Source organism: Pseudocolwellia sp. G5-9, assembly GCF_055808995.1.
This window is the reverse complement of the sequence record NZ_CM147893.1, coordinates 4,744,659-4,760,397: the sequence shown is the minus strand read 5'-3', so window position 1 is coordinate 4,760,397 and position 15,739 is coordinate 4,744,659. Positions and strand designations below refer to the sequence as shown.

Sequence of the window (15,739 nt, the reverse complement as noted above, 5' to 3'; positions counted from 1 at the left end):
GTTCAATTTTCGCGGATTATAACAGTTTATCTAAGCAACAGGTTACTTATCTTTCTGCCAAATACCTTGAGTTAAATTAAGACTTTTATGCTCATCTTCAGACGGACAATAAGTCGGTATCTTACCTTGCATTTTTTGCTGATGATAATCTTTAGTTACCATTGAAATAGCCTTAGTCAGTAAGATCAATGAAATAACATTAAACACTGTCATCAAGCCTGTAGAAAGATCCGCTAAAGCAATCACTTCCGGTAAAGTTGCAACAGAGCCAAACACCAACATGGCTAAAAAGCCTACTTTTAAAAATGAATGGCCATATAAGTTATCTAAATTTAAGTATTTAAGATTATTCTCAGCGTAAGCAAAGTTACCAACAATTGAAGTAAAACCAAATAACATAATCGCAAAGGTAATAAAATCACTCCCCCAGCCGCCAACTTGAAACGCCATAGCTTGTTGCGTTAATTGAATACCTTGTGCCTGTGAACCCGTATCTTTAAAAAGTAAAATAAGAAATGCCGTACATGAACATATAACAATGGTGTCAAAAAACACCGCCAACATTTGTATATACCCCTGAGCAACAGGATGAGGAGGATTAGGTGAAGCCGCAGCGGCTACATTGGGCGCACTGCCCATACCGGCTTCGTTTGAATACAAACCTCGCTTAACACCTTGAACAATAGCAGCACCTACAAGCCCACCACCTGCTTCTTTTAAACCTAAAGCAGAGGCAAATATATCAGCAATAATATTAGGAATTAATGTAATATTTATTGCTATTACATATAAACATACGAGTAAGTAAGCAACCCCCATAAAAGGAACAGTAAACTCAGCAAAACGCGCTATTTTCTTTAAGCCGCCAAATATAATAAAAGCCGCGCAAATGGTAATAACAATACCTGTTGTGAGTTTGTCTAAACCATATGAACCATAAAAAGCATCAGTAATTGAGTTTGCTTGAACTGAACTAAAAACAAAGCCATAACCAAAAAATAAACATAATGAAAACGTTATAGCGAGAGTTTTACTGTTCAGGCCTTTACGCATGTAATACGCGGGGCCACCTCTGAAGTTACCCTGCTCATCTTTTTCTTTATACAATTGGCCTAATGTACTTTCTGCAAAGGCGGTTGCCATCCCCACTAACGCAATTAACCACATCCAAAATACAGCGCCAGCACCACCTAAAGTAATAGCAACAGCAACCCCCATTAAGTTGCCTGTTCCCACTCTAGCAGCTAACGATGTACACAAAGCTTGGAAAGAAGAAATACCCTCTTTAGAGCTTGATCGACTTAACTTTAACAAGGTAAACATGTGAAAAAAATGCGTAAATTGCAGTCCTTTCAAACGCAACGTAAACCATATTCCACAACCACTTAAGAGATATATAAGAACACTTCCCCATAAATATCCGTTAATCGTACCAACCCATTGTTCAATCAAATTTTTATACTCTATTCTTACTTTGTCGTTATTATAACTAAAAAAACCTACATACTTGTCAACTTTTTCATTATTTACAACGATTGCTTAACCTCCTCATTAAAGTGATATAATGAAATGAGAACTTAACCCCATTTAGCTGGAACTGTGAATATAAATGCATAAGAAAATGATCTGCTATTCCAAATTGCACGTAAGTAAGGTATAAAAGCGCCATGAAAATACCAAAACGCTTACAACCCCTTGTTGATGAGGGGATCGTTGATGAAGTACTTAGCCAACTAATGAGTGGCAAAGAGGCCACCGTATATACGGTGCGCTGTGGCGATCAAGTAAAATGCGCTAAAGTTTATAAAGAAGCAAACAAACGTAGCTTTAAAAAAGCGGTTCAATATCAAGAAGGTCGTAAAAGTAAAAACAGCCGCCGAGCAAGAGCCATACAAAAAGGCTCTAAATATGGTAAAGCCCAGCAAGAAGAAGCTTGGCAAAACTCAGAAGTTGATGCGCTTTATTTATTAGCTAGCTCTGGTGTAAGAGTTCCAGAACCTTATGGGTGTTTTGACGGTGTTTTAATTATGGAGCTTATTACCGACGATGAAGGTAGTGTTGCTCCCAGATTAAACGACATAACCATGGATGCAGAGCAAGCTCGCGAAGATCACGCGGTTGTTATGGTTTATATTATGCGCATGTTGTGTGCAGGTATTGTGCATGGTGACTTATCTGAATTTAATGTGTTAGTTGATGAATACGGCCCTGTTATTATCGATTTACCGCAAGCCGTAGACGCCTCATCAAATAACAACGCCAAAAGCATGTTAATACGTGATGTTGAAAACATGACAACCTATTACGCTCAATACGCACCTGATTTAGCACAAAGTAAATATGCTCAAGAAATGTGGGCATTATATGAAGATGGCGAGCTTACGCCTGAAACAGAATTAACAGGCCTATTTACTGAAAGTACAGAATCTGCTGATGTAGATACCGTATTAGAAGAGATAAAAGCCGCATTTGAAGAAGAGCAAAATCGATTAGAGCGTATAAGAGAAGCGAACGAAGAGTAACTTAACTTTCAAATATAAGTCATTTAAAAACAACAAAGGTTGGCATATTCATTACGCCAACCTTTTTTAGTTGTATAACTCAGTATTTATTTGCTTAGTGCATCTTTTAACGCTGCTAAACATAACGCGACATTTTCGCTACGCGCCGCATATCCCATCAAACCAATACGCCAAGCTTTACCGGCAAACTTACCTAAACCTGCACCGATTTCTAAGTTGTACTCTTCAAGTAAATAAGAGCGAACTTTCGCGTCATCAATGCCATCAGGAATATAAACAGAGTTCAACTGAGGTAAGCGTTCATCTTCAGGCACAATATAATTAATGCCTAAATCAGCAAGGCCAGCGGCAAGCGCTTTATGTTGTTTAGCATGGCGAGCCCAGCTGTTTTCTAATCCTTCGTTTTTAAGCATAAGTAACGATTCATGCAAAGCATACAAAGAATTAACCGGTGCGGTATGATGATATGAACGCTTGCCTTCGCCCGACCAATAATCCATCACTAAAGACTGATCTAAAAACCAGCTAGGCACAGGTGTTGTTCTTTCTTGCACAATTTTAGTGGCACGTTCACTAAAACTCACAGGAGAAATCCCCGGTACACAAGACAAACATTTTTGGCTGCCCGAATAAATAGCGTCTATGCCCCACTCATCAACACGTAACTCAACACCACCTAAAGAGGTAACCGCATCAACTATTGTTAAACAATCATGCTGCTGAGCTATTTGACACAAAGTTTTAGCGTCAGACAATGCACCCGTTGATGTTTCTGCGTGTACAAAAGCGACAAAATTAGCGTTTGGATTTTGTTTTAACGCAGCTTCTAGCGCTTGTGGGTCAACAGCTCTGCCCCATTCGCCTTCTACAACAACAAGTTTAGCGCCTAAACGTTTAACGTTTTCGGTCATTCGCATGCCAAAAACACCATTAACACATACAACAACCGTATCTTCAGGCGTTACCAAGTTAACAAAACATGCTTCCATACCTGCTGAACCAGGTGCTGATAAAGCAATAGTAAAAGGGTTGCTGGTTTGAAAAGCATATTGTAATAACGACTTAACTTCGTCCATCATTCCAACAAAAAGAGGATCTAAATGACCAATAGTAGGACGAGATAAAGCCGACAAAACTTGTGGGCTTACATCAGAAGGACCCGGCCCCATTAAGGTACGTGGTACAGGAATAAAAGATTTAATAGACATTACGCATCACCTAAAAGATTTAAAATATATTTCATATGAAGATTAAAAATAAACACGAACAAAACCTGACACAAGTGTCAACTACAAGCATAATAATACATCAACTGTAAACATATACCAGCGTCAATGCACAATGATTATGCTTATACTCAATATATCCAAATATGCATTTTGCTCTAAGGAGCTCGATTAAAAATTTTTTCTTTTAAAAACAAATAATAAAAAGTCTACATGTAAGGAATAGCTAAGCAATTTAATTCTTCTCAAACAAACATCTTTAAGCAGCTTTAGCATAATTTAGGTATAGTAATACCAATCGCAATAACCAATTGATCATTTATACTTGTTTAAATAGCCAATTACATCGTTATTTATTTAATAATTAGAATAACTAGTTATTAAAATAAATGCCTCGCCTACAGGACGTAGGTGCTTAGGTTCCGTCGGGAACGGTGAACCTGTGTATTTGACCATTTATTCTTCGTATAAAATAGGTCAATTCATTAATGCGTTTGGTATAAGATAAATACAGAGTATAATTACTCATTCAAAAAATGTGATGAACTAAACATGGCGTTAAAAGCAACAATTAACAAAGCAACAATTCATTTATCAGATATGGACCGTAACTATTACGACACCATTAACCTGACCATTGCTCAGCATCCTTCTGAAACCGACTCTCGTATGATGGTTCGTTTAATCGCCTTTATATTAAATGCCAATGAAAACCTGCAATTTGGCAAAGGCGTAAGTGATGAAGACGAAGCCGCTATATGGCAAGTCAATTACTCTGAAGAAATAGAACTATGGATTGAACTAGGCCAGCTTGACGAGAAACGCATTAAAAAAGCCTGCAATAGATCACAACAAGTAAAACTGTATTGCTATGGCAGCAGTGTTGACACTTGGTGGAAACAATCAGAAAGTAAACTACGCCAATTTGACAAATTATCGATTGAACAATTCAGCGAAGAAACAACAGACGCTCTAGCACAATTAATATCAAGAACAATGGAGTTTCAATGTAGTATTCAAGATGGTCAGCTATGGTTAACAGCAGGTGATGAAAGCTTGTTGATTGAAACCACTAAACTACTTTAAAAATCATATATTCCATCAAGTAAAGCTTTACAACAGCCAGTAGTTGCAAAATTAATATTTTTGCTCGATAGTAGCCTTATTATTACTTTTCAAAAACTGGCAAATTTACATGTTAAAAACCAATCAAATACGTAGGTTAACCTTAGGCATAACCTCATGTTTAGCTTTATTATCAGCCCCTTTACTCGCTGACAACATATCAAAAAAGCAGATGATAACAGACATCACTTACCTAGCCAGCGATGATCTAAAAGGTAGAGCAAGCTTTTCGCCTGAAATAGATATTGCCGCTGACTATATAGGTAAACGTTTTTCTGATATTGGCCTAAAAACTTTAGAAGGATTATCCACTTACAAACAAACCTTTACTATTACCAGTATTACACCCAGTGCATTTTCAGTCAGTTTAAATGGTAAAGAAATACCTAAAAGTAACATTACCGTTGCCAGCACCATGAAAGATCTGACATGGACAAATCCTGATGCAATAAAAACTCATATTTTAGGTAAAAAAGACAATTTCAGAGATTTACTGCGCAAAGTGAATAATGCAGGCGGACAAAATCTCATCTTAGTGAATACAGCGCATAACGATATTTTTCAAAAGTACCAACAATTTTTAAACCGTGGTTTAACTAAACTTGTGGTAGAAGGTAATGGTGAAAATCATCAAGGCGCAATTGTACTTGTACTAACAAATGAAACAGATGTTCAACAAATTCAGGTTCAAGCTTCAACCACTATAAGTAAAAAATCATTAACGAATGTAGTGGGTATATTACCGGGTAATAGTAAAGCAGATGAAATTGTTATGTTTTCAGCGCACTACGACCACTTAGGCACAACGCCTGATGGTAAACAAATTTACAATGGTGCAGACGATGATGCTTCAGGCACTACAGCTGTTATTAACTTAGCTGAACATTTTGCTAAACAAGGCACTAACGCCAGAACCTTAATGTTTGCCGCTTTTACGGCTGAAGAAATTGGCGGGTACGGCTCACGTTATTTATCTCAACAACTCAATCCAGACAATGTTATCGCTATGATAAATATTGAAATGATAGGTAAACCATCAAAATTTGGTGCGGGTACTTTATGGATGACAGGAATGGAGCGATCTAACCTAGGCGAATTATTAAATAAAAGTTTAGCTCCGCACAACATGGAAATATTCACCGATCCATATCCTGAACAAGGTTTATTCTACCGTTCAGACAACGCAACATTAGCGCGTTTAGGTGTTCCTGCTCATAGTTTTAGTAGTACACAACTTGATAAAGACCAGCATTACCATCAAACGTCAGACGACATTAACAGCTTAGATTTAAACTCTATGCACAAAGTTATTGAGTCATTATCAATAGCCAGTAAAGACATAGTTAATGGTAAAATAACGCCAACACGAGTGGATGTATCTAAAGTAGATGCTCACGGAAAAATATATTAATAACTTATAGAACAATAGCTTGCATTTAAGCTATTGTTCTTCCCATCTCATTTTATATTCAAGTGTTGATTGATCTTCAACATAAAAACCATGCCTTATGTATAAATTTTTTGCGGGGTTATCAAATAATACATTTAATGTAACGGGTAATTGATTTTCTCTCGCCTTCTTTTTCACCACATTTAAAACATAACTACCAATGCCTTTTCTGTGAAATGAAGGGAGTATTTGAAATTGTCGAATATGAATACGGTTTGAAAACACACCTAATTTAATTAAACCAATATTTTGTTGATGATTAGTAATAATAAATGAATCATTAAAAAACTCATTAATACGGTTGATATGATCTTGCTCAGAAAAATTAAAACCAGCATTATTCAAATGCTCTGTCATTGTCGATTTTCTTAACAATAATAAAAAATCAATATCAGTACTTACCGCACGCCTAAAACCAACAGACAACTTCATTTAAACGTAAACCTCGCTTATTCTTATTAAAATAACAAGAATAAGCGTTTTATAAAAAGAATAATAGCTAGATTAGTAACTAACCCGAATAGGGATAACTAAGTTGGAGCCGTAACCTTAGTTCGTTTTCTCCCGCCCCATTGATATAAAGCTAAACCGCCCATAACAAACGAAGCACCAATAATTAAATTGTCGGTAACAGTTTCATTATTAAGTAATGCACCAAAACATATGGCAATAACAGGCGTAATCATAGTTATTAATGCTACCGTACTCGCATCTAATTTTTGCAATACATAATAATAAGCAATAAAACCAATTAGAGAACCAAATACACCTAAGTATAAAATAGCTAATAACGATTTAGTTTCCCACTCATCTATTGGCAGAGTTCCGTCAAAAATCAACCATACAGCAACAAAAAATGGAATTGAAAACACTAATGAACCAACAGTTGAAGCCAAAGCATTTATTTTTATATCAACACTCTTTACTAATACTCCACTGATACTAAAAAAGAAAACAGCACATAAAACTGCAGCAATACCTAAATAACTATCTGAAGATAAAGCGCCTGTTTGTGCAAAAACCTTGTCGTAACAAACAATAGCTAAACCTATCATGGCAAATAATAATGCAAACTTTTTGGTTTTACTAAACTTAGGTTCGTTTAATATTTTTTGGGCTAAAACACCTGAAAAAATAGGCGCTAAACCAAAAATCAAAGATATTAACCCCGAAGCAATATACTGGGCAGCAACATAAGCAAACGACATACCACCAAAAATACCAATAGTTGAATAACCATATAACTTAAATGCTTGTCGGTTTAAAGGAAGCTCTATCTTACTTATTTTTAAAATTAACCCGCCAAGAACAACAGCAATAACCATACGAGCCAGTACTGCTAGCGTTGGGTTAACGGTTTCACTACTCCAAGTAATCCCCAACGGTGTTGTTGACCAAATTAATACAACAGCAAAGTAAGCAGCTGGTACCGACATAATATATCTCCTTGTTATACCTAACGGTATTAATGATGCCGAAGAATAACTGCAAACTTTGTTATATAAAAAAGACAAAAGCCGCAGAATTTTCGTTCTGCGGCTTTAAAATGATTAGTTACTTTATTATCAATTCACCACAGAAAAAACTTCCCAGCGTTTGGCCGCAATGACCATACGATTAAGAATAGGATTTAATACTGTAATGAGAAGGTTAAACATATTTTAGCGTTCTTAATATTTAATAAGTTAATAATAGCCCTAACATACTCGCTATTGTTGAAACATAAGTCAACCCGTAAAAACCTTTTTAAAAATAAAACTTTTACAATGTAAAACAAAGTTAATTTATAGCGTTCTAGTGTTTACTTTGTGTCTGTAATATTTAAAGATAATAGTAATAATAACGAAAATACGAGTTCCTTCATGTTATACACAACGGTTACATCTCCTCAAAGAAAATCTATCTCTCTCGTTGCCCACGACAATATGAAAAAAGATTTACTACTTTGGTGCCAAAAATTTGAATCTAAGCTTACCGAACACCAATTATATGCCACCGGTACTACCGGCACATTATTAGCTAACAATACAGGCTTAACCATTAATAAACTCATTAGTGGTCCATTAGGTGGCGACCAACAAATAGGCGCACTTATTACTGAACAAAAAGTAGATATGCTTATCTTCTTTTGGGATCCATTAGAAGCGCAACCTCATGACCCTGACGTAAAAGCTCTTTTAAGACTCGCCGCAGTTTGGAATATTCCTGTTGCCTGTAATCAAGCCTCTGCTGATTTTTTAATTAACTCAACCTTGTTTGATACCGAATACGAGAAAAAAATTCCTGACTACGAAAACTATATGAGTAGCCGAATATCATAAAAAACCTCATTTACACCAGCGGCCTTTTTTAAGGCCCTTGGTTTTAATAGTTCATATATTAAGCACTATTAACCCTAATTAAATTTAATTCCATTTATTTTCCTAGTTTATTCAAGTTATTACCTATCTACACCTTGGCTTTCCCTGTCTAATATGAAATATGATATATACTTATCAAAATATACAATATTAAAGCGCTAATACGTGAAATAAGTAGATTAATGAAAAAAACTTTAAGCTTTGGATTTATTAACATTTTATCTGAGAATATTGCCGAAATTATTATTAATAATAATGTGGTAATAACGCTTGAAATGATCGACGAATACGATCAATTTTTAGCTGAGCATTTTAAAGAAGATTTTGGCTTATTAATTAATAGAATTAACCACTATAGCTTCACTTTCGAAGCTCAGTTAAGTATAGGTTCATTAGAAGGACTAAAAGCGATGGCTGTTATTTACTATAATGAAGTGAGTAAAGAATCAACCAGCAATATTTTGAAAGCACGTGAAGTTGATAACTTTAATTTAAAAATGTTTTCAGGCTTAGAGCTTGGCTGGCAATCTGGTTTAGACTGGCTTAATAAAGAACTTAATAATACCAAGTGACGATTACATTATTTAACCTCAACTCGGGTTAATGAATGTTAGCGAATGAATTAAAGTTAATATTTATCAAAAACTTAATGTGTATCGTTGTTTTCCTAAGCTATATTAGCTTCTCAACATTGATATTTTTGTGTATAACAAGGCGAATTTTTCTATCTAATAGCTGGCTATTAGTAATAAATTCAACGAAGTTAGACGTAAAAATAGCTTGTTGAGTAACTTTGCTTATCCCGAGCTGAGGTTATTTAGATACTGCATGACCAAGATTAGCTTAAATCACATAAAAACAGTCTTTAACACCTCGTAAAAACATAAATTTTATCTTTTTAAAACAATCCATTAACAAATAAAGCCATTGTTGCCAACTTTGCTTTTTCAGTGGTATTCTATTGTGCCTAATCACAATAATAATAATAATAAAAGGTTTATATGGACATTAAAGTTAATGGAAAAACCCATACACTGATTGTAGATAACAACATGCCCTTACTTTGGGTATTAAGAGACGAGTTAAACATCAATGGCCCCAAATACGGTTGTGGCATTGCCATGTGTGGCGCTTGTACTGTTCATATAGGTAAAACAGCTATTCGTTCATGCTCATTTCCGGTTGGACAAGTTTATGACGACATAACTACCATTGAAGGGCTAGGCACGCCATCAGCCATGCATATAGTGCAAAGAGCTTGGGTAGAGCATCAAGTCGCGCAATGTGGTTACTGTCAGCCAGGTCAAATTATGTCGGCTGTTGCACTGCTTACACAAAACACCTCTCCTACAGATTCAGATATAGACAACGCCATGTCTGGTAACTTGTGTCGATGTGGTACGTATCCAAAAATTAAAGCCGCCATAAAAACCGCCGCTATTAATATCATTCAAGAAAAAAACACCATGTCCTTAATCGGCACATCGGCTGAAGGTGACAGTAATGGGTAAGCTAAAAACATTTACCCGCAGAAGTTTTTTAATTGGCTCTACCGCTATTGCGGGTGGCGTAGCTTTTGGTTATTACCAATACAAACAGCCTCAAGACAACCCATTACTTAAATTTCCTAAACTTAACCAGTCTATTATCACGCCTTATATCAAAATTGATCAGCAAGGCGTTACCATCATTACTCCCCGAGCAGAAATGGGGCAAGGCATACACACAACGCTAGCCGCTTTAGTGGCTGAAGAGCTCGACTTAAGCTGGGAAACAATAAGAGTAGAACATGGCCCAGCATCAAGCACCTACCATAATGCAGCAGTGTTAGAAGAAGGCTTACCTTTTGCCGCCACCAATAATGGCCTTATGGCTAACAGCATTAGAAAACTAACCAAAATACCGGCCAAGTTTTTAGGTATGCAAATTACAGGCGGGTCTTCTTCAATTGTTGATGCATATGAAAAAATGCGATTAGCCGGAGCAACAGCCAGAGCCGTACTTATTGAAGCTGCAGCACAAATATTAAAAGTAGACAAAACAACACTCTTTACTTACCAAGGGCATGTTGTAAGTAGTAGCGGAGAAAAAATCTCTTACAGTGAACTTGCACCTACAGCACAAAAAATAACACCACCTACAGATATACAATTAAAAAGAAAAGAAGACTGGAAGTTGCTGGGAAAATCGTTACCTCGTATAGATATGGTAGCGAAATGTACCGGAACAGCTGAGTTTTCAATAGACGTAAATACTGATGATTTATTGTATGCTACCGTTAAAATGAATCCAAACTTAGGCGCTAAGCTACTCGCCTACGACGATTCAAATGCAATATCTATGACTGGCGTAAAACAAGTTATTAACTTAAATAACAAAGGTGTAGCCGTTATAGCCAGTAATACTTGGTATGCATTACAAGCCGCTAAAAATATAAACTTTACTTGGGAGAACGCTGCCTACCCTGCGTCTACAGATGAAATGTTCGAAGTAGTCAAAAATTCATTTTCTGAAAAACATATAGACAGCACCCTCAAACAAGAAGGTGACATAGATACTGCAATAGCAAATATAAATGAATCATCTGAATCGATAATAGAAGGCGAATACAAGGTTCCTTATTTAGCCCACACCACAATGGAACCACTTAATGCCACAGTATTACTGGGGCAATATGAAATTCAAATATGGGCAGGTAATCAAAACCCCACTCAAATAGTAAAAGAAGCAGAAAAAATAACAGGTTTTTCACCTCAGCATATTATTGTGCATACCACCTATATGGGCGGTGGTTTTGGCCGAAGAGCAGAAATGGACTTTATTAAATACGCCATTGAAATAGCGCAACACACACAAGGTAAACCCATAAAAGTTACCTGGTCGAGAGAAGAAGATACCACACACGATTACTACCGACCTTTAGCACTGGCTAAATTTAAAGGTATAAGTACAAATAACACAATAAAAGCACTCGACTTACAACTCGCCTGCCCTTCAGTATTAACCTCTCAAATGGGTAGAATGGGAATTCCTTTAGCTGGGCCTGATGTTTCCATAGTACAAGCAGCTTGGGAACAACCCTACAATATTGAACACTATCAGGTACGAGGTTACAAAGTACCTGAAATGTTACCTATTAGCTCTTGGCGATCAGTTGGTGCTTCACAAAATGGATTTTTTCATGAAAGTGTTATCGACGAATTAGCCCATAGCGCAGGTATAGATCCACTCACTTGTCGACTCAACCTTATTAATCATCACCCCAGTAAAAAAGTTATTGAAGCCGTGGCTAAAATGGCAAACTGGCATACTAAACGCCCTAAAAACATCGGATTAGGTATCGCTTTCACCTTATCTTTTGGCGTGCCCGTAGCTGAAATAGTAGAAGTAGAAAACACACCAAACGGTATAAAAATACTAAATGTATATGCCGCGGTAGATGTAGGTATAGCATTAGATCCTCGAAACATTAAAGCTCAAGTAATGTCTGGTATTATTTTTGGATTATCCGCCGCTATGATGGGAGAGATCACAGTAAAAGACGGAAAAGTAGAACAAACTAATTTTCATCAATACGATGCCATTAGAATGAATCAAGCACCTAACATTCAAGTAAAAGTATTAGAAAACGGAGAAAAAATAAGAGGAATCGGAGAGCCGGGTACACCACCAGCCGCTCCAGCTTTAGGTAATGCTATATTTGCCGCAACAGGTAAAAGAATTAGAGAACTACCTTTTAATAAATCAATTAGCTTTGTTTAGGAGCTGTTGATCTTTGCTGATTATTTTTGAAACAGTTTATTAGCCTTTTATAGAGCATATGTTTCGTAGTAATTAAAAAGACATAAAAAAATGGTTTGTTACCACAAAGTAACAAACCATCTCTACATCAAAAAACACAACTAATTATAATTCAACCGGCTGAATCCAGTTAAACGTGTCTTCATGTGTGCCGTACTGAATACCCGTTAACACATCATATAAATGTTTAGACACAGCACCCGTTTTTTGATTATTCACAACATAATCTTTATCTTTAAAGCACAATACGCCAACAGGTGAAATAACCGCAGCCGTACCACAACCAAATACCTCAGTTATTTTACCGCTCGCGATATCAGCAAGAATAACCTCAATATCTAAACGCTCTTCTGCAACTTCATAACCTAATGTAGGAGCAAGCTTTAACAAAGAATCGCGCGTAACACCCGGTAAAATACTGCCACTTAATGAAGGCGTTACAATACGCTTACCTTCATAAACAAAACAGATATTCATCGCGCCCACTTCCTCAACATAACGCCCTTCTACAGCGTCTAACCAAAGCACTTGAGAATAACCTTTTTTAACAACATCTTCAGACGCATATAAACTAGCCGCATAGTTACCGCCTGTTTTAGCTTCACCAACACCACCAACAACAGCACGACGGTATTTATCAGCAACATGCACAGCAATAGGCTCTAAACCACCTTTAAAGTATGCGCCTGCTGGCCCACAAATAATAAAGTGCTGATAACTAGAGCTAGCACCTAAACCTAGTTTAGGGCTTGTAGCAATCATAGTTGGACGAATATAAAGCGACGAACCATTTTGAGACGGCACCCACTGATGATCTAAAGCAATTAACGACTTAATAGCATCTAAATGTAAAGCTTCATCAACTTGAGGCATAACCATACGATTAGCAGAACGATTGAAGCGTTTAATATTCTCTTCAGGACGAAATAAATTAATAACACCTGTAGGAGATCGGTAAGCTTTTAAACCTTCAAAAATTTCTTGGCTGTAATGAAAAACAGCAGCAGAAGGATCAAGCGATAATGAATGATAAGGGCTAATTAAAGCATTGTTCCAGCCAGATGTTTGGTCGTATTCTTGTGTAAACATGTGATCTGAAAAGGTAGTACCAAACGCAAAATTCTCAGGACAAGATCGGCGTTGATTCACATCAAGTGGCTGAATCGTGATAGACATTATATTTCCTCAAGTAAATCGTTAAATTATTCGTTTTTTTAATGATATCACCATACTCAGTGTAAACAGAAGATGCCCGTTAAAAAAAGCTTCAAAAACGTAAATATATTTTAACAAAAAGCGTAATTAATTATTTATGGTTTAAAAATAAATATTTTTGATAAATATTTGACTTGTTAAAAAACCTGATAAATCCAAATTTTAAAGTATTTCAGTAAAAAGGTTTCTTCTTTACTTGGCTGCCTGTGCGGCAGTGAACGCAAGAACCAACAAGAAACCGATACGCTTAGATTTCTAAGCTGCCTGTGCGGCAGTGAACGTTGTTGCTAAAAAAAGCCTTGCTGCTTTATTTTTCTAAGCTGCCTGTGCGGCAGTGAACTCTTGGCATCCTTCTTCAATGTTTTTTTGTTGTTTCTAAGCTGCCTGTGCGGCAGTGAACTAAGTAAGTTGTTTTTTTATCTTGGCTTTTCATTTCTAAGCTGCCTGTGCGGCAGTGAACTCATAGAAACAAGAGCTTGCTTGACATCTTGATTTCTAAGCTGCCTGTGCGGCAGTGAACAATACAAAGAAATTGATTCACTAGAACTTACATTTCTAAGCTGCCTGTGCGGCAGTGAACGTAGTGAAAGTACATTTGCACTTAGGGTTGTTTTTCTAAGCTGCCTGTGCGGCAGTGAACAATACCAAGACGGTTCTGTGCGCTATTTTGTATTTCTAAGCTGCCTGTACGGCAGTGAACAACGAAGAATTGTTACACTATGCGCACCAAAGTTTCTAAGCTGCCTGTGCGGCAGTGAACATGAGTACACCTACCGAACAAAAGCAAAAAATTTTCTAAGCTGCCTGTGCGGCAGTGAACCATTCGAATTACATGTGGGAACTATCCCTATTTTTCTAAGCTGCCTGTGCGGCAGTGAACTCACAAGCATTTTTAATTGCTTTACTGGTCATTTTCTAAGCTGCCTGTGCGGCAGTGAACCAAGCGTGGCATGTGTTGGTTTTGATGTTATATTTCTAAGCTGCCTGTGCGGCAGTGAACACATTAGTGTACAAGCAATAACGCGCGATTACTTTCTAAGCTGCCTGTGCGGCAGTGAACGTGGTCGATTAAGTTTTTACCACCCAATTACATTTCTAAGCTGCCTGTGCGGCAGTGAACTAAACTTTGCTTCGTTTTCAAAACGAACATCATTTCTAAGCTGCCTGTGCGGCAGTGAACCAGAAGAAAACGAACAAGAAGAAATCGAGCAATTTCTAAGCTGCCTGTGCGGCAGTGAACGGAATTTATCGTGTTTTACTGCGAAGAATAAATTTCTAAGCTGCCTGTGCGGCAGTGAACAATGGGCTATTAATCTAATAGTGAACAGTATATTTCTAAGCTGCCTGTGCGGCAGTGAACTTAGTTATTCTGAAGTTGATTATTTAGCTTCATTTCTAAGCTGCCTGTGCGGCAGTGAACGTTTTTAACATATTCATAAGATTCCCCTTTAATTTCTAAGCTGCCTGTGCGGCAGTGAACGGGTTTATTTCTATGGCGTAGATGGTTTTGGTTTTCTAAGCTGCCTGTGCGGCAGTGAACGGTAATGAAGTTTTAGTTTCAACTGTTAAATCTTTCTAAGCTGCCTGTGCGGCAGTGAACTAAAAGCTTGGCGTGTAAAAACTGTCGCTGTTTTTCTAAGCTGCCTGTGCGGCAGTGAACATTTAGGCGTAACACCCGGCACAGGTTTTACATTTCTAAGCTGCCTGTGCGGCAGTGAACTCACATGCTCCGGTAAAGAAAAACATTTAAATTTTCTAAGCTGCCTGTGCGGCAGTGAACCAATAAATCAAGGCGAAGTGTTAATAAAAACATTTCTAAGCTGCCTGTGCGGCAGTGAACTTAATAAAATTTTACAGGGTCATAACGTTTTTTTTCTAAGCTGCCTGTGCGGCAGTGAACCGCTGGTTTGCCCCCGTTTTTAATTCACAAGATTTCTAAGCTGCCTGTGCGGCAGTGAACAGTTGAAAAGTTTAGGTATACCCACGCATCTATTTCTAAGCTGCCTGTGCGGCAGTGAACCAACGGGTTTAGATGTTGGT

Annotated in this window: 12 protein-coding genes and 1 CRISPR repeat array (1 of these 13 running past the window's edge); of the genes, 7 read left to right on the top strand and 5 right to left on the bottom strand. The window is 37.1% G+C overall.

Annotation, left to right across the window (positions count from 1 at the left end; genetic code table 11):
• Positions 1-42: 42 nt before the first annotated feature.
• Positions 43-1,452 (bottom strand): alanine/glycine:cation symporter family protein, encoded by a 1,410-nt coding sequence (locus tag AC0L5Q_RS20740; RefSeq protein ID WP_473613442.1) that lies wholly within the window; start codon positions 1,450-1,452, stop codon positions 43-45.
• 215 nt (positions 1,453-1,667) lie between these two features.
• On the opposite strand from AC0L5Q_RS20740, the gene AC0L5Q_RS20735 reads away from it, so the two are divergent.
• Complete coding sequence (locus tag AC0L5Q_RS20735) at positions 1,668-2,522, top strand: PA4780 family RIO1-like protein kinase (RefSeq protein WP_473613441.1); 855 nt, start codon at positions 1,668-1,670, stop codon at positions 2,520-2,522.
• A gap of 86 nt (positions 2,523-2,608) precedes the next feature.
• Here AC0L5Q_RS20735 and AC0L5Q_RS20730 read toward each other — a convergent pair whose 3' ends face one another.
• Positions 2,609-3,730: a pyridoxal-phosphate-dependent aminotransferase family protein gene (locus AC0L5Q_RS20730; protein WP_473613440.1), complete on the bottom strand. Its 1,122-nt coding sequence runs from the start codon at positions 3,728-3,730 to the stop codon at positions 2,609-2,611.
• A 570-nt stretch (positions 3,731-4,300) separates the two neighbouring features.
• On the opposite strand from AC0L5Q_RS20730, the gene AC0L5Q_RS20725 reads away from it, so the two are divergent.
• Positions 4,301-4,834 (top strand): YaeQ family protein, encoded by a 534-nt coding sequence (locus tag AC0L5Q_RS20725; protein ID WP_473613439.1) that lies wholly within the window; start codon positions 4,301-4,303, stop codon positions 4,832-4,834.
• A gap of 109 nt (positions 4,835-4,943) precedes the next feature.
• Entirely contained in the window at positions 4,944-6,284 is a 1,341-nt protein-coding gene (locus tag AC0L5Q_RS20720) for a M20/M25/M40 family metallo-hydrolase (protein ID WP_473613438.1), read from the top strand.
• A gap of 30 nt (positions 6,285-6,314) precedes the next feature.
• Here AC0L5Q_RS20720 and AC0L5Q_RS20715 read toward each other — a convergent pair whose 3' ends face one another.
• Together AC0L5Q_RS20715 and AC0L5Q_RS20710 are read right to left on the bottom strand one after the other, a co-directional pair.
• The gene (locus AC0L5Q_RS20715; protein WP_473613437.1) at positions 6,315-6,755 is read right to left on the bottom strand and encodes a GNAT family N-acetyltransferase; all 441 of its coding nucleotides are present in this window, start codon (positions 6,753-6,755) and stop codon (positions 6,315-6,317) included.
• Positions 6,756-6,853: 98 nt separating this feature from the next.
• Entirely contained in the window at positions 6,854-7,759 is a 906-nt protein-coding gene (locus tag AC0L5Q_RS20710) for a DMT family transporter (RefSeq protein WP_473613436.1), read from the bottom strand.
• 426 nt (positions 7,760-8,185) lie between these two features.
• Between AC0L5Q_RS20710 and AC0L5Q_RS20705 the strand changes: the two genes are divergently transcribed.
• From AC0L5Q_RS20705 to AC0L5Q_RS20690, 4 genes are all read left to right on the top strand, one after another.
• Entirely contained in the window at positions 8,186-8,644 is a 459-nt protein-coding gene (locus AC0L5Q_RS20705; RefSeq protein ID WP_473613435.1) for a methylglyoxal synthase, read from the top strand.
• A gap of 221 nt (positions 8,645-8,865) precedes the next feature.
• A complete protein-coding gene (locus AC0L5Q_RS20700) occupies positions 8,866-9,255 on the top strand; it encodes a hypothetical protein (protein ID WP_473613434.1) in 390 nt (129 codons plus the stop codon).
• Positions 9,256-9,684: 429 nt separating this feature from the next.
• Positions 9,685-10,194 carry a (2Fe-2S)-binding protein gene (locus AC0L5Q_RS20695; RefSeq protein ID WP_473613433.1) on the top strand — a complete coding sequence of 170 codons (510 nt, stop codon included), beginning with the start codon at positions 9,685-9,687 and terminating at the stop codon, positions 10,192-10,194.
• On the top strand, positions 10,187-12,445 hold the full coding sequence (locus AC0L5Q_RS20690) for a xanthine dehydrogenase family protein molybdopterin-binding subunit (protein ID WP_473613432.1): 2,259 nt from the start codon (positions 10,187-10,189) through the stop codon (positions 12,443-12,445). Before AC0L5Q_RS20695 ends, AC0L5Q_RS20690 begins: the two co-directional genes overlap by 8 nt.
• 144 nt (positions 12,446-12,589) lie before the next feature.
• On the opposite strand, the gene AC0L5Q_RS20685 is transcribed toward AC0L5Q_RS20690, so the two are convergent.
• On the bottom strand, positions 12,590-13,660 hold the full coding sequence (locus AC0L5Q_RS20685) for a branched-chain amino acid aminotransferase (protein ID WP_473613431.1): 1,071 nt from the start codon (positions 13,658-13,660) through the stop codon (positions 12,590-12,592).
• A 231-nt stretch (positions 13,661-13,891) separates the two neighbouring features.
• Positions 13,892-15,739: a CRISPR direct-repeat array (repeat unit 28 nt; unit sequence TTTCTAAGCTGCCTGTGCGGCAGTGAAC); it runs 1,361 nt beyond the window's last position.

Excerpts from the sequence above, each read along its gene's own strand:
- AC0L5Q_RS20735 (WP_473613441.1), top strand. The coding sequence starts at position 1,668 with ATGAAAATACCAAAACGCTTACAACCCCTTGTTGATGAGGGGATCGTT.
- AC0L5Q_RS20730 (WP_473613440.1), bottom strand. The coding sequence starts at position 3,730 with ATGTCTATTAAATCTTTTATTCCTGTACCACGTACCTTAATGGGGCCG.
- AC0L5Q_RS20725 (WP_473613439.1), top strand. The coding sequence starts at position 4,301 with ATGGCGTTAAAAGCAACAATTAACAAAGCAACAATTCATTTATCAGAT.
- AC0L5Q_RS20720 (WP_473613438.1), top strand. The coding sequence starts at position 4,944 with ATGTTAAAAACCAATCAAATACGTAGGTTAACCTTAGGCATAACCTCA.
- AC0L5Q_RS20715 (WP_473613437.1), bottom strand. The coding sequence starts at position 6,755 with ATGAAGTTGTCTGTTGGTTTTAGGCGTGCGGTAAGTACTGATATTGAT.
- AC0L5Q_RS20710 (WP_473613436.1), bottom strand. The coding sequence starts at position 7,759 with ATGTCGGTACCAGCTGCTTACTTTGCTGTTGTATTAATTTGGTCAACA.
- AC0L5Q_RS20705 (WP_473613435.1), top strand. The coding sequence starts at position 8,186 with ATGTTATACACAACGGTTACATCTCCTCAAAGAAAATCTATCTCTCTC.
- AC0L5Q_RS20700 (WP_473613434.1), top strand. The coding sequence starts at position 8,866 with ATGAAAAAAACTTTAAGCTTTGGATTTATTAACATTTTATCTGAGAAT.
- AC0L5Q_RS20695 (WP_473613433.1), top strand. The coding sequence starts at position 9,685 with ATGGACATTAAAGTTAATGGAAAAACCCATACACTGATTGTAGATAAC.
- AC0L5Q_RS20690 (WP_473613432.1), top strand. The coding sequence starts at position 10,187 with ATGGGTAAGCTAAAAACATTTACCCGCAGAAGTTTTTTAATTGGCTCT.
- AC0L5Q_RS20685 (WP_473613431.1), bottom strand. The coding sequence starts at position 13,660 with ATGTCTATCACGATTCAGCCACTTGATGTGAATCAACGCCGATCTTGT.